Annotated in this window: 15 protein-coding genes and 1 riboswitch; of the genes, 11 read left to right on the forward strand and 4 right to left on the reverse strand. The window is 64.4% G+C overall.

The features are described 5' to 3' along the window. Nucleotides 1–134 precede the first annotated feature (134 nt). The 4 genes from AABA48_RS02295 to AABA48_RS02310 all read left to right on the forward strand — a co-directional run bounded on the left by AABA48_RS02295 (nucleotide 135) and on the right by AABA48_RS02310 (nucleotide 4,834). Nucleotides 135–2,015: a DUF6600 domain-containing protein gene (locus AABA48_RS02295; RefSeq protein WP_338270935.1), complete on the forward strand. Its 1,881-nt coding sequence runs from the start codon at nucleotides 135–137 to the stop codon at nucleotides 2,013–2,015. A gap of 90 nt (nucleotides 2,016–2,105) precedes the next feature. Further along, nucleotides 2,106–3,407 (forward strand): nitrite/sulfite reductase, encoded by a 1,302-nt coding sequence (locus tag AABA48_RS02300; RefSeq protein WP_338270937.1) that lies wholly within the window; start codon nucleotides 2,106–2,108, stop codon nucleotides 3,405–3,407. 189 nt (nucleotides 3,408–3,596) lie between these two features. Continuing rightward, nucleotides 3,597–4,331 (forward strand): hypothetical protein, encoded by a 735-nt coding sequence (locus tag AABA48_RS02305; RefSeq protein ID WP_286351932.1) that lies wholly within the window; start codon nucleotides 3,597–3,599, stop codon nucleotides 4,329–4,331. Then, nucleotides 4,331–4,834, forward strand: a complete 504-nt coding sequence (locus tag AABA48_RS02310) for a nitroreductase (protein WP_324310792.1) — start codon at nucleotides 4,331–4,333, stop codon at nucleotides 4,832–4,834. The genes AABA48_RS02305 and AABA48_RS02310 overlap by 1 nt, the downstream gene beginning before the upstream one ends. 21 nt (nucleotides 4,835–4,855) lie before the next feature. Here AABA48_RS02310 and AABA48_RS02315 read toward each other — a convergent pair whose 3' ends face one another. Then, the gene (locus tag AABA48_RS02315) at nucleotides 4,856–6,250 is read right to left on the reverse strand and encodes a sigma-54-dependent transcriptional regulator (protein ID WP_338270938.1); all 1,395 of its coding nucleotides are present in this window, start codon (nucleotides 6,248–6,250) and stop codon (nucleotides 4,856–4,858) included. Between the two features lie 33 nt (nucleotides 6,251–6,283). Continuing rightward, complete coding sequence (locus AABA48_RS02320) at nucleotides 6,284–7,180, reverse strand: selenium metabolism-associated LysR family transcriptional regulator (RefSeq protein WP_324310796.1); 897 nt, start codon at nucleotides 7,178–7,180, stop codon at nucleotides 6,284–6,286. Between the two features lie 126 nt (nucleotides 7,181–7,306). Here AABA48_RS02320 and AABA48_RS02325 point away from each other — a divergent pair, with 126 nt between their 5' ends. The 5 genes from AABA48_RS02325 (at nucleotide 7,307) to AABA48_RS02345 (ending at nucleotide 11,740) form a co-directional block, all read left to right on the forward strand. Next, nucleotides 7,307–7,825: a DsrE family protein gene (locus tag AABA48_RS02325; protein ID WP_286351936.1), complete on the forward strand. Its 519-nt coding sequence runs from the start codon at nucleotides 7,307–7,309 to the stop codon at nucleotides 7,823–7,825. A 16-nt stretch (nucleotides 7,826–7,841) separates the two neighbouring features. After that, nucleotides 7,842–8,429: a sulfurtransferase-like selenium metabolism protein YedF gene (yedF, locus tag AABA48_RS02330; RefSeq protein WP_119333257.1), complete on the forward strand. Its 588-nt coding sequence runs from the start codon at nucleotides 7,842–7,844 to the stop codon at nucleotides 8,427–8,429. Nucleotides 8,430–8,488: 59 nt separating this feature from the next. After that, the gene (locus AABA48_RS02335; RefSeq protein WP_286351937.1) at nucleotides 8,489–8,911 is read left to right on the forward strand and encodes a rhodanese-like domain-containing protein; all 423 of its coding nucleotides are present in this window, start codon (nucleotides 8,489–8,491) and stop codon (nucleotides 8,909–8,911) included. Further along, a complete protein-coding gene (locus AABA48_RS02340) occupies nucleotides 8,908–10,881 on the forward strand; it encodes a rhodanese-like domain-containing protein (RefSeq protein WP_338270941.1) in 1,974 nt (657 codons plus the stop codon). Before AABA48_RS02335 ends, AABA48_RS02340 begins: the two co-directional genes overlap by 4 nt. Before the next feature lie 115 nt (nucleotides 10,882–10,996). Next, nucleotides 10,997–11,740, forward strand: coding sequence for a rhodanese-like domain-containing protein (locus AABA48_RS02345; protein WP_010943153.1), 744 nt, complete (start codon nucleotides 10,997–10,999; stop codon nucleotides 11,738–11,740). A 305-nt stretch (nucleotides 11,741–12,045) separates the two neighbouring features. Here the strand turns inward: AABA48_RS02345 and AABA48_RS02350 are convergent, their stop codons facing one another. Both AABA48_RS02350 and AABA48_RS02355 read right to left on the reverse strand, forming a co-directional pair. After that, entirely contained in the window at nucleotides 12,046–12,471 is a 426-nt protein-coding gene (locus AABA48_RS02350; protein WP_286351939.1) for a c-type cytochrome, read from the reverse strand. A 149-nt stretch (nucleotides 12,472–12,620) separates the two neighbouring features. Continuing rightward, nucleotides 12,621–12,697: riboswitch (cyclic di-GMP riboswitch) on the reverse strand. Nucleotides 12,698–13,030: 333 nt separating this feature from the next. After that, a complete protein-coding gene (locus tag AABA48_RS02355) occupies nucleotides 13,031–13,471 on the reverse strand; it encodes a c-type cytochrome (protein WP_286351940.1) in 441 nt (146 codons plus the stop codon). 231 nt (nucleotides 13,472–13,702) lie between these two features. Between AABA48_RS02355 and AABA48_RS02360 the strand changes: the two genes are divergently transcribed. Both AABA48_RS02360 and AABA48_RS02365 read left to right on the forward strand, forming a co-directional pair. After that, complete coding sequence (locus AABA48_RS02360) at nucleotides 13,703–14,041, forward strand: hypothetical protein (protein WP_286351941.1); 339 nt, start codon at nucleotides 13,703–13,705, stop codon at nucleotides 14,039–14,041. Nucleotides 14,042–14,178: 137 nt separating this feature from the next. Further along, on the forward strand, nucleotides 14,179–16,800 hold the full coding sequence (locus tag AABA48_RS02365; RefSeq protein ID WP_286351942.1) for a bifunctional diguanylate cyclase/phosphodiesterase: 2,622 nt from the start codon (nucleotides 14,179–14,181) through the stop codon (nucleotides 16,798–16,800). Nucleotides 16,801–16,847: the final 47 nt, after the last annotated feature.

The following is a 16,847-nucleotide window of genomic DNA, read 5'->3' on the forward strand; positions in this document are numbered from 1 at the left end:
AATTGTCCGACAGTATAGCGAAAAGGAGCGGTCTTTGCCAGATGGATGGAGGGTGCGTTGCGCCCCGCCCGTCCGTCGCTACAATTGTGAAACAGCCCGGTGTCCCGCACGGGACGCCTGAGGGGAGGTTGATCATGGGAATCGTGAGTCGCGCAGCAGCGTTGTGCGCCATTGTGATCCTCTGGGTTGCGTCGGTTGTCGGCGCGGCCGAGCTTGGTACTGCCCGGCTTTCGCTGGTGGCGGGAGACGTGCAGATACTCACCGAGGACACCAATGAGTGGGTAGCGGCGGCGGTCAATATGCCGCTGGCCGAAGGAGACCGGCTCTGGTCGCCGGACGGGAGCCGGGCGGAGATCCAGGTGCGGGGAGGAGTTCAGGTGCGGGTCGATGCCCGGACCGCCCTCGACATCGTCGACCTGGGTCGGGAATCGTTCCAGCTCAGCCTGACCGAAGGACGGGCCTATCTCACCAATCGCAAGGGCGGGGTCGACCGCATCCGGGTCGACACCCCCTACGCCTCGACCGGCATTTACGACAACTCCATCGTCATGGTTGACGCCGTGAGCGCTGGGACCGCGGTCGTGGCGGTGATCAAGGGCTATGCCGTGGTGGAGACCCGCCAGGGCACGACGCGCGTCTCCGCCGGCAGCGAGCTGCGGCTGACGGCCGATGAACTGGCCGAGATCGCTCCGATCGGCTCACCCGACGAGTGGGAAACCTGGAACCGGAAGCGGGACCGGCTGCTGGCCGATGCGGCCGAAAGCCTCCGTTACGTTCCCGACGAGTTGGACGACTACGCGGCTGACCTGGACGCCAACGGCCGGTGGCTCTACGCGAGAGAGTACGGCTACGTCTGGTCGCCCCGGGTCTCAGCCGCCGTGGACTGGGCCCCCTATCGGCTGGGGCGGTGGACGTGGGTGCGCGGCTCCTACGTCTGGATCTCCTATGAGCCCTGGGGGTGGGCGCCCTACCATTACGGGCGGTGGGTATTCGTGTCCCGGGTCGGCTGGTGCTGGGTGCCTCCCTCCCGCGGCGCCGCCTACTGGGGGCCGGGGTACGTGGGGTGGGTGTACAGCTCTGACACCGTGGCCTGGGTCCCGCTGGCGCCAGGGGAGATTTACTACGGCATCGGCTTTTACGGCCCCTTCAGCGTCGATATCACGAACGTGGCGGTGAATCCGGTAGTGGTCCGCACATACCGCCACATCCACGTCCGTAACGCCGTCACCGTCATCGACCGGGACACCTTCATCACGAGGAGGAGAGGGCGTTCGATTGCGCGGGAGAACCCGTTCATCTCCGCCAGGGTCGAGGTGGGTCCCCCGGCCATCAGGCCCGCCCGGGAAACCAGGCGGCCGATCGACAAGCGGATAGCCCCCGAACGGCAGCCGCCGGAGCGCATCAGGAAGCTGAAGCCGGAGGAGGTGCGGCGCGACCGCCGCACGGTTCCCGGCGATGCGGGATCGGTCTTCAGCCCCGGCCGGCAGGCCGACGAAATGCGGGTGAAGCGCCGCGAAACGCCGCGTCGCCAGGAGGCGGCACCGGCGCCGTCCAGCGGTCGGCAGGGCGGAAAAGGTGCCGGGCTCCCCGCCGGTCGCGAACGGTTGCCAGAAGGGAAGGGACACAACGCGCCCGCGCCCCCGGCACCGCGCGCCGTTCCCGGCAAGGAGCCGTCCCCCCGGCCGCGCCCGGATGACGCGGTGCGCCAGCCCCGCGTCCAGCAGCGGCTGCCCCAGGTGAAGACGCCCGCACCCGACACAAGAAAGCAGGTGCCGGAGGCAAAGAAGCAGGTGCCGGAGATGAGAAGGCAGGCCCCCGCCCCTGAGAAGCAGGCACCGCAGGTAGCGCCGGCGCCCCCCGGCAGCGCCGGCAACCAGGGGCGGGAAGTCTCGGACCGTCCCGCTCCCCGGCCGGAACAGGCCCGTGAGCCCGAACGACAGCGCCCGGCCAGTGAGCGGCGGGACGAGGGGCAGGGAAAAGATCGAAAAAAGTACGGCAAAGACGATCGGGAATAGTACAGTGTGTTGGGGTAAGTATTTTGTTGTTTAAAGTGCAGAATTGTTTGTGGTACTCTTTGGTAAAATTATTTACCAAAGAGGTAGACAATGCGATTCGATCCGCAACAGCTCAGGATTGACGGCGTGTATGCCCAGCGTCAACCCGGGACCTTCATGCTCCGGATAAAGGTGCCGGCGGGCATTCTTTCAGCGGAGCAGGCCGAGGCGGTGGCCGACATCGCCGACCGGTTCGCCGGCGGCCTGCTCCATCTTACCACCAGGGGAAGCATCGAGCTGCACGGTCTCACCGAGGATCACCTCCCATCGGTCTGGCGTGGCCTTGCCGCCGTGGGCCTCACCACCCGCGGCGCCTGCGGCGGGGCAGTGCGCGGGGTGGTCTGCGGCTCGGTCACTGCCGCGGCCTGGCCCCTGGTTCAGTCGCTGGCCCACAAGCTCCATCTGCACTTTACCCGCAATCCCCATTTCGAGGCGCTGCCTAAAAAATTCAAGATCGGCGTTTTTACCGGCGACAACGAAGGGCGTCACCTGATCCAGGATCTGTCGCTCGTGCACCGGGAGAACGAGGCCGATGCACCGCGCTACGATGTCTGGGCAGCCGGCGGCCTCGGCCGGGAACCCTCGCCGGCATTCCTGGTGGAGGAGGCGGTGGCCGAGGATCGGATCATCCCCCTGGTGGAAGCCATTGTCCGGGTCTACAAGGAGCGTGCGCCCAAGGGAAAGCGTCTCAAGCATCTGGTCCGCGACCTGGGCCGTGAGAAATTCCTCGCCCTGGTGGCGGAGCGCCGGGGAGACCAGCCCCTGCCCCTGGCCGACTTCTTCAGCGGCGAGCTGTTCCCGTCCGTCGCCGCCGGCGGCGTCTGCGTGGAGGCACCGGTCTTTGCCGGCGAACTGACAACGGGCGGCCTGCGGGCCCTCGCCGCCGTGGCCCGTGACGTTGCCGGCGGCTTCATGGTGCTTACCGGTGATCAGAACGTGCGCTTCCTCCTGCCCGAGGGCGGGCGCCGTCAGGATGCCCTCGACGCCGTGGCCGCCGCCGGATTCGCTGCGGACCGCCCCGAACAGCGGGTAGCCTTCCGCATCTGCCCCGGCAGCCACGAATGCGCCATGGGGCTCGCGCCGACCAGGGACGTGGCCCGGGCCATCATCGGCGCCATGGGTGACGACGCCGCGGCGCTCCGCTGGTCCATATCCGGCTGCCCCAACTCCTGCTCCCAGCCCCAGCTCGCCCGGGTGGGGATCGTCACCGCCAAGAGCGTCAAGGGAGAGGACGGGCAACGCCGCCCCCTCTTCGACCTCTATCGCCGCGAGGATGACGGCAGCCTGGGGGTTGTGGTCGGGAGCGGACTCGAACTGGAAGAACTCGTGGCGGCCGTGCGTCTCGAACGCTGACCGGTGCCGCGTAGTTTATGCCGGAGGGACGGATTGGCATGTAAATTGTAGATTTGCATTACCTAACGAGTTGTATTATACAGGACGAGGTAGTGCGAAGGATCTGCCATGGTCGTAACTCTCCGGAGAAGCTTCCGTTTCGCGGAGAGGGCCCTGGTGCCGGTGTAAGCCAATTGACGGGAGGTTGACGTGGAGTTTCTCCATAATGTCACCATAGTGACTATCGTTGAGGTCTTCTTCTGGCTGATCGCCGCCATAATCAGCATCTATTTCAGCATCGGCAATGCCCGCCTCTGGACAAGCATCGCCATCGGCTTCTGCCTCATTTTCTTCAGCCAGGCCTACGCACTGAACCCCTTTTCAATGTACCACCATCTGGCGGCGATCCACTACGTGATCAGCACCATCGCCATCATTGTCCTGACATTCGGGTTCCGGGAGTACTACCTCTTCACCCGGACCCTCGAGATAACCGGCAGCAAGCGCACCGTCGCCATCCTGACCGTGGGGGCCATCGCACTGTCGGCCCTGCTCATTTACACCAACCCGCCGCCGTCCGATTACGTCCTGCGCCAGATCAGGATGATCGACAACGCCAACTGGGTCTTTCTTTCCATCGTCAACTTCGACATGATTCTGAAGATATACCGCCAGATCAAGGACTCCCCCATCTCCGGCGGATTCATCGCCTTCGGGGTTGCCTTTGTCTGCCTGTTCCTCTGGAAGGGGTCGGCCCTCTACCTCCAGGTCTACCAGTGGGACCCGGAGTGGGTTGACCTGATCGAGTTCCTGGGCGGGGCTTCCAACGCGGCCGACTTTCCGGGACGGATAGCCTTCTCCATGTCGGTCCACCAGGCCATGAGCCTCGTTTCGGCCATGACGGTGGGAGGATCGTTCATCTACCTGTGGCGGTTGATGCGCTGATGGAACTGCTCGAGGGAATTCTTTCGCGCCGCAGCGTGCGGCAATTCACCGATGAACCGGTGAGCCCCGCAGAGGTGGAGGATATCCTCCGGGCCGGGGCATGGGCACCGTCCGGGCTCAACAATCAGCCGTGGCGGTTCGCCGTGGTCCGCGACCGGGAAAAGCTCCGGTCCCTGGCGGGGCTCACCCGCTACCGCCACATCGTGGAAGGGGCGCCGGTCAGCATTGCGGTATTCTGCGACCGGGACGCCATGTACCACGAGGCCAAGGATCATCAGGCCATCGGGGCCTGCCTCCAGAACATGCTGCTCGCGGCCCACGCCCTGGGGCTCGGGGCCGTGTGGCTGGGCGAGATCCTGAAGAGCGCCGGTCAGGTGCGCGACCTGCTGGGGCTCCCTCCGAACCTGGAGCTCATGGCGGTGATCGCCGTGGGCCGTCCGGCCGGGGTTCCCCACCACTCGGACCGCAAGCCCCTGGCAGAGCTGATCGTCGCGGAATTCTGACCCCGCAGCACCTGCCGTTTCCTATCCCCCGTCGCGTCCCCCCCCGTGCAGCCCGTGCCGTGTCATCTTGTAGCGCAGCGTTCCGCGCGGAATCTTGAGAATCTGGGCCGCCTGCAGCACGTTGTTGCCGGTCATGGCCAGGGCCGCAGCGATGAGCTGCTTTTCGTAGCGGTCGGTGGCCGCTTCGAGCCCCTGGGCCAGATCCGCGGTCACATCCGAGGCCGGCGGGGCAACGATCCCCTCGGCCTGCTTGATTTCGGGCGGCAGGTGGTTCGGGGTCAGTTCCGGGCCGTCGTGCATGATGCAGATCCGCTCGATGACGTTTTTCATCTCGCGGATGTTGCCGGGCCAGGGGTGCGTTTCCAGCAGTCGCAGGGCCTCGGGCGAGATGATCTGGAAGCTGCGGTTGAAGGTGCGGCCGTAACGGTCCAGGTAGAATTTCGCCAGGACCGGGATATCCTCTTTCCGCTCCCGCAGCGGCGGGATGTGGATGGGAAAAACGTTGAGACGGTAGTAGAGGTCTTCCCTGAAGTTCCCTTCGCGGATGGCGTCGCGCAGGTTGCGATTGGTGGCCGCGATCACCCGCACGTCGATGTCGATGTTCCGCGTTCCGCCGACCCGCCTGATCTTCCGGTCTTCCAGCACCCGCAGCAGCTTGGCCTGGATCGAGACATCCATCTCGCCGATCTCGTCCAGAAAGATGGTCCCCTTTTGGGCTTCTTCAAAGAGACCCGGCTTGCGCTGGCGGGCGTCGGTGAACGCCCCCTTCTCGTGGCCGAAGAGTTCGCTTTCCAGCAGTGAAACCGGCATGGACGCGCAGTTGATGGCGACGAAGGGGGCTTCGCGCCGGTCCGAGAGGTGGTGGATGGTGCGCGCCACCAGTTCCTTGCCGGTGCCCGACTCGCCGGTGATGAGGACCGTGGAGAGGGGGAAGCGGGCCACCTCCTTGACCTGGCGGATGATCTCCTTCAGCCCCTCGCCGGCCCCCACCAAGGGGACGTTTTCGAACAGGGTCAGATCCCCCTTGCGGAGGTTGCGGACCTCGCGCCGCAGGGTCTGGGTCTGGAGCGCGAGCTTCACGATGACCCGCAGGGCGTCCGCCTTGAAGGGTTTCTTCATGTAGTGGAACGCGCCCAGCTTCAGGGCGTCCACGGCGCTCTCCACCGAGCCGAAGCCGGTTATGATGATGACGAGGAGTTCAGGGTCCAGGAGCTTCAACTCCTTGAGGACCTCGATGCCGTCCTCGGTGCCCAGGTTCAGGTCCAGCAGGACCAGGTCCACGTCCTCGTCGGCAACGATCTCACGGGCCTCCGTACCGGAGGCGGCGCAAAGAACCTGATAGCCGTCGTCGGTGAGGATCCGCTCCACGTTTTCGCGGATGAACGCCTCGTCGTCTATGATGAGAATCTTTTCCATGGTACGCGATTGGAGGGAGCGCCGACCCGCGGGTCAGGCGAGCCGGGTTCCGGTCAGTTCGCCGATGAAGGCCACTGCCGGGGGGGAGAGTTCCCGGCCGGTACGGGCGACGAGATAAAAGGTCCGGTCAATGGTCAGCCCCTCCACCGGCAGTTCGACCAGTTCGCCCCGGGCGAGCTCCTTGCGCACCGACAGCTCCGACACGAACGACAGGCCGAGTCCCGCCGCAACGGCCTGCTTGACCGCCTCGTTGCTTCCCAGACAGGCGCGGACGTGGAGCTTCTCGGCGGGCAGGCCCGCCTCCGCCAGCGCCTCGGCAACGCTCTTGGCCGTGCCCGAACCCAGCTCGCGGAAGACGAAGCCGTGGTTCGCCAGTTCGGCGAGAGGAACGGCTCCGGTCCCTGCCAGAGGATGGTCCGGGGCGGCGATGAGTCGTATCTCGTCCCGTCCGAGGGGGGTGAAGGTGAACCCCTCCTCGTCGAAACGGCTGCCGATGATGCCCACCTCCGCGTCCTCCCGCTCGATCCGTTCCAGGATGTCGCGGCTGTCCCCCTGGAGCAGCGTCACCCGGATGCCGGGGTGCCGGCCCAGGAACGAGGCGAGCATGGCGGGAATCATGTAGTCGGCCGGAATGGTGCTGCCGCCGATGCGCAGCTCAGCCTCCTCAAGTCCCCGGAACCGCCGCATGACTTTGCTGATCTCGCGGCTGCCCGCCACCACTTTCCGGGCGTGCTCCAGCAGGATTTTCCCCCCCTCGGTGAGGAGCGCCCCGCGGCTCGTCCGGTCCAGGAGCCGCACGCCCACCTCGCTCTCCAGGGCGGCAATGTGCTGGCTCACGGTGGATTGGGTAAGGAAGGTGGCTTCGGCGCCGCGGGAGAAACTGCCGCTCTCGGCGACGGCAAGGAATACTTCGAGCTGCTTCAGATTCATGGCGTGGTATCGCCTTTCTCGATTGGTCTTATTTGATATATGAAAATTATCAATTTGACCTGATTCTGTCAATTAGTCGATAATTTGCACAGTTTTATATTATGAATTTAACACGGAGGGATTCTCATGAAAAGTGAAGAAACGGAGTGCCCGGAATCTTCGGCAATGGAAGCGGTTTCGCGGGGCGACTTCCTCAGGACCATCGGCATGGGGCTCGGCGCGGCCGGTCTTGCCGGGCTCATGGGGGGCCAGGCATTTGCGGGGGACCCGGAAGGCAAGGGCAAGTACGTCATCGTCATCACCAATGGCGGCAATGACCCGAACCGTGCCGTCTTTGCCCTGCTCATGGCCCAGGTGGTTGCCGACAAGGGCTGGGGCAAGCTCCACGTCTGGATGACCCTGGAAGGGGCCGAACTGGCCAACAGCAACAAGGCCGGGCGGATCGAATCCCCCATCTTCAAGAAGTTCGGCAATGCCGAAAGCATCATGAAAAAGCTCAAGGACAAGGGGGCCTGGTTCGGCGTCTGCCCGCCGTGCGCCGAATATGCCGGCGCCGTGGGAGGCGACAAGTTCGATTTCGTGGAAAAGGCCGCCGGCGACTGGCTCATGAAGAACATCCAGGACTCCTGGGTCCTCTGGATGTAGGAAGGTTACAGCTCGCATGAAAACGATCGATTGCAGGAATATGGCGTGCCCGGCTCCGGTGGTGACCACCAAGCGGGCACTGGAGGAGGCAGGCGGAGAGACCGTGCGGGTGCTCGTCGATGCGGGGGCGCCCCGCGAGAACGTGGCCCGCTTCGCCGCCAACCGGGGATTCAGGGTGGCTGTCGAGGAGGCGGACGGCGGCTTTGCCATCACCATCGGCAGCGGGGAGGGCGCCCCTTCGGCCCCGGCGGAGAACCCCGCGCGGCAGGGACGGACGGTCATGCTCATCACCTCTGACCGCCTGGGCGACGGCCCCGAGGAGCTCGGCCGGCTCCTGATGAAGAACTTCATCATTACGCTGCTCGACCAGGAAAGTCTCCCGGACCGGATGATGTTCCTCAACTCGGGCGTGCTCCTCACCACCGAAGGGTCGGAGGTGCTACAGGCGCTGGAGCACCTGGGCAACCGGGGGGTGGAGGTCCTTTCCTGCGGCGTCTGCCTCGACTTCTTCCACTGCAAGGAGAAGCTCGCGGCCGGAACGGTAACCAACATGTTCACCACGGCCGAGGCGATGCTCACGGCCGGTTCGGTCATTCGCCTGTAATGGGTTTTGATTGTGTGATGCCGCGGCGCGGCCGCGGGCACGTAAAAAAGGAGACATGCATGAAAAAAGCAGTAGTGCTGGCAGCAATGATGGTGGTGGCCTTCGCGGTGGCGGTGCTGGCGGCCGATTACCGGTATGTGAATCAGGACACGTTCAAGCAGTGGGTCGAAGGCGGCAAGTCCATGGTCATCGTCGACATCCAGACCCCCGAGTCGTTCCAGAAGCGGCATTTCAAGGGCTCCCTCGAAACCAACGCCTATCCCGTCAAGAGCGACGAGGAAAAGCAGCGGCTCGACAAGACCCTCGAGCGGATCAACGCCTCCGCCGATGAAGTGGTTATCGTCTGCCCCCGGGGCGGCGGCGGCGCCAAGAACACCTATGACTACCTGAAGTCCCGCGGCGTGGACGAGAAGCGGCTCTTCATCCTTGAAAAGGGGATGGAGGGGTGGCCCCATCCCCAGCTCTGCGAATCGGGCAAATGAGTCATTTCCCCTGGTCCGCCGGTGACGTGGCAACGCGTTGCACCGCCTGCGGCATCTGCGTAACCGAATGCGCCTTCCTGCGGGAGCACGGCACGCCAAAGGCGCTGGCAGCATCCTTTGACCCCCGGCGGCAGGACCAGTCCCATCTCCCCTTCGGGTGCAGCCTGTGCGGCCTCTGCCGCGCGGTCTGCCCCGAAGGGGTCGATCCTGCCGCCCTGTTCCTTGCCATGCGGCGCGCCACGGCCGATGCCGGTACGCTGCAGCTGTCTTCCTACCGGGGGCTCCTGTCCTACGAACGGGCCGGGACATCGAGGCTTTTCACCTGGTACGGGCTCCCCGACGGGTGCCGTACGATCTTTTTCCCCGGCTGCGCGCTGCCGGGGACCCGCCCCCGGACAACGCTGAAGCTCTTCGACCTGCTGCGCGGCAGCGAACCATCCCTCGGCATGGTTCTCGACTGTTGCACCAAGCCATCCCACGACCTGGGGCGGTCCGGGCACTTTACGGCCATGTTCGGCGAAATGAAGGCCTACCTGCTGGCGCAGGGAGTGAAGACCGTCCAGGTGGCCTGTCCCAACTGCCATGAGGTGTTCTCCCGCTATGCCCCGGAGCTGGAGGTGGTCACCGTTTACGAGGTGCTGGCGCGGGCGGGCGTCAGCGTCAGGCAGGCCGAGGGCGCTGTGACCGTTCACGATCCCTGCATCTCGCGCGATAGCGCCGGCGTGCACGCGGCTGTGAGAACACTGCTGGGCGCAGCCGGGCTCAGTGTTCGGGAGATGCCCCACCACGGCGTCCGGACCCTCTGCTGCGGCGAGGGGGGAGCGGTCCGCTGCACCGCGCCCCGCCTGGCCGGGGCGTGGACCTCCCTGCGCGCGGCAGAGGCCGGCGGCAGCACGACGATCACCTACTGTGCCGGCTGCGCCTCGTATCTCGGTCCGCACACGCCCACCAGCCACGTGGCGGACCTGCTTTTCGAACCGGAGGCCGCCCTGGCGGGCAGGGTCAAGGTGGCCAGCGGCCCCCGGACCTACCTGAACCGGTTGCTGCTGAAGAGACGGCTGCGCCGCAGCCTCCCGGTGGCCTCGTCGCGGGAGCGGACCTTCCGCGGCGCCGCCGGCGGGAGACGCGCCGCACTCGTCCTCCTGATGCTGGCGGCGGCTGTCCTTGCGGTGATGCTTGCCGTTTCCGGAGCATCAGCCCGCGATTTCGGGCTGATGGAGCCCCAGACCCTGGCGCGCGCCGCCGGAACCTGGGTCGTGCTCGACGGCCGGCCGCGCTCCGACTGGCAGGCGGGTCACATCCCCGGGGCCCGTTCCTTTTCGTGGGAGAACTACACCAGAACGGACGACAATGGGGTTCCCTACAAGCTCTGGCCGCCCCGCGACCTCGCCCGGGCCCTGGGATCCATGGGGATCGACGAGCGGACTCCCGTGGTGGTGTACGGGGATGCGGACAAGAGCTGGGGAGGGGAGGGCTGGGCCGCCTGGGTCCTGGTCCGGCTCGGGCATAAGGGCCCCGTGCGGATGCTCAACGGCGGCATCCAGGCCTGGACCGCCGCGGGACTTCCCCTCACGCGAGGCCATGAACGGTACAGCGGCGGCACCCTGACGTACCGCTCTGCCGTCCGGCCCGAGGAAGATATTACCACCGCCGAACTGGAGCGTTCGCTCGGCACGGTCGCGATCATCGATACCCGCTCCTTTTTCGAGCGGCTCGCCGGACGTATCCCAGGCTCGGTGCACATCCCCTGGAACAAGTTCTTTACGGGCAAGGAGCGCCGCCCCCTGGCTCCGGCCGAGGTGCGCAGGCTTCTGGCCAGGAACGGGGTCGATGCGGACCGGCCCGTTGTCTATTACTGTGCCGGGGGAATCCGGTCGGCGTACGCCCTGATGGTGCACGAGCTGGCCGGCCTGGGTCCTGCCCGCAATTACGAGGGGGGCATGGAAGAGTGGAAAAGGCTGCACCGCTGATTCGCCGCGGCACCCGGTCCGGCCGAAGCGATCCGTCTGATGTTGTGCCGCCCCCGCAGGGGGTATGAAATCCGGGCGTTCCTGCCCGAGCCTGTCACCCAAAGGAGGAAGAACCATGAAACAAATTGTGCAGCGTGCGCTGGCATGCGCCGTCCTGGCCCTCGGCATCCTGGCCGGCGGTGCCGGCTGGGCCGCCGGGGATTACCCGGTCGTGACCACGGACCACCTGAAGGCCATGATCGACGAGAAGCGGGATTTCCTGCTGATCGATGCCCGGACCCCCGAAGAGTATGCGGAAGCGCACATCGTCGGAGCGGTCAACGTGCCGGAGAAGACCTTCGACAGCGCTTCGGCGCAACTCCCGGCCGACAAGGCGAAACTCATCGTTCTCTACTGCAACGGTATCAAGTGCGGCAAAAGCAAGCGGGTGGCCAAAAAGGTGGAACCCCTGGGCTACACCGCCATTGCCGTTTATAACGAAGGGATGCCGGTCTGGGAAGAGCGGGGTCTCCCCATCGTCAAGGGGGCGGGCTACGGCAGGAAGATCGAGACGACCATAGTCCCGGCAGCCGAGCTGGACCGGATGATCCGCTCCGGCAGCCAGGACTATGTCCTGATCGACGTGAGGGATGATATGGAGTTCGAGGAGGGGCACATCCCCACGGCCATCAATATCCCGGCCGAGCAGCTTGCGGCACGGTCCGACCAACTGCCCAAGGAAAAGAAGATCATTGTCTACTGCAATACGGGCAGCCGGAGCTACATGGCCTACAAGAAGCTGATCGGCCTCGCCTATCCCTCAATATTCCAGTCGCTGTTCGTCGAGTGGAAGGAGGCGGGGCTGCCGGTAGCAAGGTAGTGTCCCGATTGGTACGTTCCAGGTGGTAATTATGGTCGGTTCGATCGCTGTGGCGTCACGGCTGCCTCACGTTGCCGGAAGCGTGCGTCGCAGCGCCGGCAGCCGCACTGCCTCGCAATTACTTTCATGGAAGATTGGATCGATAGCGGAGAATGTGATCTGTAAAAGGGTCACCAGAGTCGGTGGCCCTTTTCAATTGGCAGGACTTACGACGGGACGTTGGTGAGAGCGTTGTTTTTCGGGTACATGTCTGAAGGGATGTGGGGAAGGGGCCACCGGAAGCGGTGGCCCCTTCCTTTTCGCGGTTATTTGAGGGCGTCGGCAATGGAGTGGAGTTCTTCCGGGGTAAGGTTCACGTGAAAGCCCATGCCGCCCACGTTGTTGTCGATGGCGAAGCGGATCATTTCCGCCGTGGTTCCCTTCATGTTCGCCATGGTGCCGTGGCAACCGGCGCAGTTGCCGGTATAGTAGAGCGTAGCTCCGTCAATGGGGCCTGAACGGCGCGCTTCAGTCCGTGATTTTCGCTCTGCCGGTTGGGGGAGCGGGTAGGCGGGGTCGGCCTGAATTGTCCGTTCGCCGGGTGTGGCTATGATGGCCGGGGTGCGTGGTACCGAACCGTCGGCGGTCCGGCCCGTATTGGCGTCCGCGGTGAATGCCGCCAGCACGCCGGTGACCAGGGCCGCTGCGGCTGTAATGTGCCCTCTCGTAACGGTCTGAATTCTTTTAGCCATAGTTTCCTCCCTGAATAGGATGCCTGAATCCGTGTCGTGTGTAGATCATGGCCGGTCTCTATCGGTTAGTGGTCACCTCCCTTCCGTCACCGGCCGGCGCGGCCACGGCACAAAAAAAGCCGGGCCGCCGCCCTATCGTGGTGTGATAGTTCGGCAACCCGGCTGTCTTCGTGAGACCCTGTGGGCTTTCCGCCCCATCCTCGCGGATGGTTTAGTAGTATCGCTATCGCCAGCTTACTGCTCTGGTTAATTGATACACTTTTGTATCAGATTGGAAACTCTGTGTCAAAAACAAAAGCGTTCGGAGTGCAAAATAATGACGATTGCACATGTTGTAGCATTTTGGTTCAGCCGTGAAGGGAGCTCCACACCTGAAAAGACACCACTTTGTGCTGTTGTCACCGGGACACCTGGATTGAGTTGAGATGCCATTGATCCGATTTCCAGCACCCCTGGATCCCGCTTTCGTGCGGGGTGTTTTCTCCGAGAGGCCCCCGTGCCCTCCCGTCAGGGCAGGGGGTGTCTTCGGGGCGGGAACGTGACGAATGGGTGACGTAATTTACTGCTTGGTGAGACCCATCACGTAGCCGACCAGGGTGTCGATTTCAATTTCCTGGAAGGAGGCTCCAAAGGCAGGCATGCCGTTGGGGCGTCCCTTGACGATGCTTTCCCGGATTGCCTCGGGGGTTCTGCCGTACTTGAACTGGGCCTGGTCGAGTGCCGGTCCGCTGCGGCTCCCCGCGCCGTTGCCGTCCGTGCCGTGGCAGCTGGCGCACCGCTTGTTGAAGATGGCCCGTCCCATAGCGGTTTGCTGCTGGCCGCTCATCCCCTCGGGCATGGCGGCCGGCGCCCCTGCCTGCGGCGTCCCGGCGGACGGCGCGGGTGCCTGCGGTGCCTCCTTCTTCGAACAGCCGGTTGCGGCAAGGGCGGACATCACTGCCACAAGAACGGCGGCCCGATGCAGGTGGCGGCATTGGGCACTGATAGCTTTTGAAATCATGGCGTACCTCCGTTTGGTAAATTACATCTCATGAAGTATAGTGAGAGCCGGTGGTCTGTCAAGGGGATGGCCGTCAAGGGCCGTTTCACGGCACACTGCCGGGGAAAATCCGGACAGGGCAATGGGTGCGATCCGGAAAAAGAATAGTGTCCCTCGCCAGCGGCTCCATTCGGTCTATACTACTTCCAGGGACTTCACGGAAGGCCGGATAACGATAGGGGGAGGTGTTGCATGCGCCAGTCAATCGCACACACACTAGCGGGTACCACGGCCAGGAGCACACTTGCCGTCATGATTGCCGTGGTGCTCGGCTTCGGACCGGACGCTGCCCTGGCCAAGCGCGGCGGCCGCGACGACAATCGGACGGAATTCTACGGCATCGTCCAGGAACGGCCGGAACAAGGGCTGCACGGCACCTGGGTGATCGGCGGTCGCACCGTTGCCACCGACTCCCGCACGGAATTCGACCAGTCCGAGGGGCGCCTGGATGTCGGCAGCTGCGCCAAGGTCCACATCCGCAACGGCCGGGTGCACGAGATCGACAGCGAGCCCATGGGGCACTGCCGGTGAACCGGTGCCGCAACAGGGTGCCGGGGGCGGTGGCGCGGTTCCGCTCCCGGCGGGGCTCGCCGCCGACCCTGCCGTAAGTTGAGACATAGCGATTATTTTTCCTCAAGAACTCTCTATGTTCATCCGAAAAATGGTATATGGTTGCGTTCTTCACACAGTACAGCCGCCCCGCGAAAATCCTGCTGGGTATCACCGGTCTGCTCCTGGCGATTCTCCTCGTTCTCTTTTTCGGCGTACGCCACATTCTGGTCGACAGTTTCACCGAGGTGGAGTCCCGGGACATGTGCAAGAACGTGGAGCGGGCCACCAGCATCATCGCCGACGAGCTGGACAAGCTCTCGACGATCTGCACCGACTATTCGGGATGGGACGACGCCTACCAGTTTGTCCGGGACCGCAACAGCGACTTCATCGCCTCGAATCTCACCATTGAAATATATCCCAAGCTCCGGCTGAATGCCCTGGTGTATCTCAATTCCAGGGCGGATGTGGTCTACGGCCGGGGGTTCGACAGAGCCTCCGGAAAGTACGAACCGCTTCCCGCCGGCCTGGAGGAGCACCTGAAGCCCGGGGCGAAGCTCGTGTCCCTCACCACCCCGGACCAGCACGTCTCGGGCATCGTGACCCTGCCCGAGGGCCCGTTCCTGGTTGCGGCCCGACCCGTGCTCACGAGCAAGTATGCCGGTCCGGTGCGGGGTGTCCTCGTGCTCGGCCGCCTGCTCGACAAAGAAGAGGTGATGCGGCTCTCGGAGACAATCCATATTCCCCTGGAGATACACACCGCAGACGATGCTACGCTTCCCCCTGATTTCGCGGCGGTCCGGGGCGAACTGGCACAGGGGGCGCCGGTCGTTCTGCGCCGCGCCGACAGCAAAATGATCGCCGGCTATGCCGCCATTCCCGACATCTATGGCAAACCCGCCCTGCTTCTGAGGGTCGACGCGCCCCGCAGCATCTACCAGGAGGGGAAAAAGGCCGTCACCTACTTCCTGACCTGGTTCGCGGTGGTGGGGGTCTGCTTCGCGTTTATCATCAACCTGTTCTGGCGCAGGCTGCTGGAGTCGCTGCAGCAGGGCCGGCGCTCCGAGGAGCGGAACCGGCTGGTGGTGGAGCGGACCAACCAGGCGATCCTGTTGCTGGAGCCGGGGGCGGGGACGATCATCGACGCCAATCCGGCCACCTGCGTCCTGCTCGGCTTCTCGCGAAACGAACTGACCGGGGCTGACATCCACGCGCTCCTGAGCGGTCCCGTCCAGGAAGTAGATAGCGAACTGGAGCGTTGCCTCCGGGAAACGCGGGAGCTGAGCCTGTGTCACCGGGACGGCGCCGAGCTCGTTGTCGAGGCCATGGCCACCCAGGTCCCCCACGGGGACGATCAGGCCCTTTGTCTCATGTTCCACGACATCACCGATCGCCGCCGGTTCCAGGAGGAGCTCCTGCACCAGGCAACCCACGACACCCTCACCGGGCTCCCCAACCGCTCGCTTCTGGAGGACCGCCTCAATCAGGCCGTCGCGGGCGCCCGCCGTCGGGGGCAGATGGTGGCGCTCCTCATGTTCGACCTGGACAACTTCAAGGTGGTCAACGACACCCTGGGGCACACGGCAGGGGACCAGCTCCTGCGCAGCGTGGCGGCCCGCATCCGATCCTTCGTGCGCAACTGCGACACCTTTGCCCGGCTGGGAGGGGATGAATTCGTCATCGTCCTGACCAACCTGACGCGGATGGATGATGCGGTCACCGTGGCCGAGAGCTTCCGCAACCTCCTCGCCATGCCGTTTTTCCTGGGCGGGCGGGAGATATTCATTACCGCCAGCATGGGCATCTCCCTGTTCCCCGACGACGGCGACACCATGGAAGCACTCATCAAGAAGGCCGATACGGCCATGTACCACATCAAGGAAAGCGGCCGGAACAGCTTCCAGTTCTTTGCCGAGGAGATGAACCAGAAGGTCAACGCCCGCCTCACCATTGAAACGGGGCTGCGCCGTGCCCTGGAGAAGGGGGAGATGCTCCTGCACTACCAGCCCCGCCTGGAACCGGGCACCGGCGCCGTGGTCGGCATGGAGGCGCTGGTCCGCTGGAACAGCCCGGACATGGGGTTGATCTCGCCCGCCGACTTCATCCCCATCGCCGAGGATTCGGGGCTCATCGTGGAAATCGGGGACTGGGTCCTGGCCACCGCCTGCTGCCAGGCGCTGGAATGGCACCGGATGGGCCACGATTCCCTCCGGGTGTCGGTCAACATCTCCGCCCGCCAGTTCGTGCGCCACGACTTCGTGGACCGGGTGGTGCGGATCATCGAGCAGAGCGGGCTCTCCCCCCACTTCGTGGAGCTGGAACTGACCGAGACCGCCCTGACCCACAACGTGGACGAAACGGTCAAGATCATGAACCGGCTCCGGGAGCGGGGTATCACCATCAGCATCGACGACTTCGGCACCGGCTACTCGTCGCTCAACTACCTGAAGCGTTTCCCGGTGGATGTCCTCAAGATCGACAAGTCGTTCATCGACGATATGGTGAAGCGGCGGGAAGATGCGGCAATCGTCGCCACCATCATCGGCATAGCCCACCACATGCACATGAAGGTGGTTGCCGAGGGGGTCGAGACCGCCGAGCAGATGAAGCTGCTGATGGAGGGGAACTGCGAGGAAATCCAGGGCTTTTACTTTTCCCGCCCGCTGCCGCCGGAGGAGTTCGAGAGGTATATCGCCGGCCGCACGGTGCCCCTGTTGCCGATCGCGCCGAGGGAATGAACCGGCCCTCCCCCCTGTCGCGACGATCGGACACAGTGCCGCGCACC

Source organism: Geobacter sp. 60473, assembly GCF_036323535.1.
GTDB lineage: Bacteria > Desulfobacterota > Desulfuromonadia > Geobacterales > Geobacteraceae > Geobacter > Geobacter sulfurreducens.

Bases quoted from the DNA above. Each gene is read 5' to 3' on its own strand.
- AABA48_RS02340 (WP_338270941.1), top strand. From the start codon at position 8,908: ATGAGTCATTTCCCCTGGTCCGCCGGTGACGTGGCAACGCGTTGCACC.
- AABA48_RS02310 (WP_324310792.1), top strand. From the start codon at position 4,331: ATGGAACTGCTCGAGGGAATTCTTTCGCGCCGCAGCGTGCGGCAATTC.
- AABA48_RS02350 (WP_286351939.1), bottom strand. From the start codon at position 12,471: ATGGCTAAAAGAATTCAGACCGTTACGAGAGGGCACATTACAGCCGCA.
- AABA48_RS02360 (WP_286351941.1), top strand. From the start codon at position 13,703: ATGCGCCAGTCAATCGCACACACACTAGCGGGTACCACGGCCAGGAGC.
- AABA48_RS02365 (WP_286351942.1), top strand. From the start codon at position 14,179: ATGGTTGCGTTCTTCACACAGTACAGCCGCCCCGCGAAAATCCTGCTG.
- AABA48_RS02315 (WP_338270938.1), bottom strand. From the start codon at position 6,250: ATGGAAAAGATTCTCATCATAGACGACGAGGCGTTCATCCGCGAAAAC.
- AABA48_RS02345 (WP_010943153.1), top strand. From the start codon at position 10,997: ATGAAACAAATTGTGCAGCGTGCGCTGGCATGCGCCGTCCTGGCCCTC.
- AABA48_RS02355 (WP_286351940.1), bottom strand. From the start codon at position 13,471: ATGATTTCAAAAGCTATCAGTGCCCAATGCCGCCACCTGCATCGGGCC.
- AABA48_RS02320 (WP_324310796.1), bottom strand. From the start codon at position 7,180: ATGAATCTGAAGCAGCTCGAAGTATTCCTTGCCGTCGCCGAGAGCGGC.
- AABA48_RS02295 (WP_338270935.1), top strand. From the start codon at position 135: ATGGGAATCGTGAGTCGCGCAGCAGCGTTGTGCGCCATTGTGATCCTC.
- AABA48_RS02300 (WP_338270937.1), top strand. From the start codon at position 2,106: ATGCGATTCGATCCGCAACAGCTCAGGATTGACGGCGTGTATGCCCAG.
- AABA48_RS02335 (WP_286351937.1), top strand. From the start codon at position 8,489: ATGAAAAAAGCAGTAGTGCTGGCAGCAATGATGGTGGTGGCCTTCGCG.
- yedF (WP_119333257.1), top strand. From the start codon at position 7,842: ATGAAAACGATCGATTGCAGGAATATGGCGTGCCCGGCTCCGGTGGTG.
- AABA48_RS02325 (WP_286351936.1), top strand. From the start codon at position 7,307: ATGAAAAGTGAAGAAACGGAGTGCCCGGAATCTTCGGCAATGGAAGCG.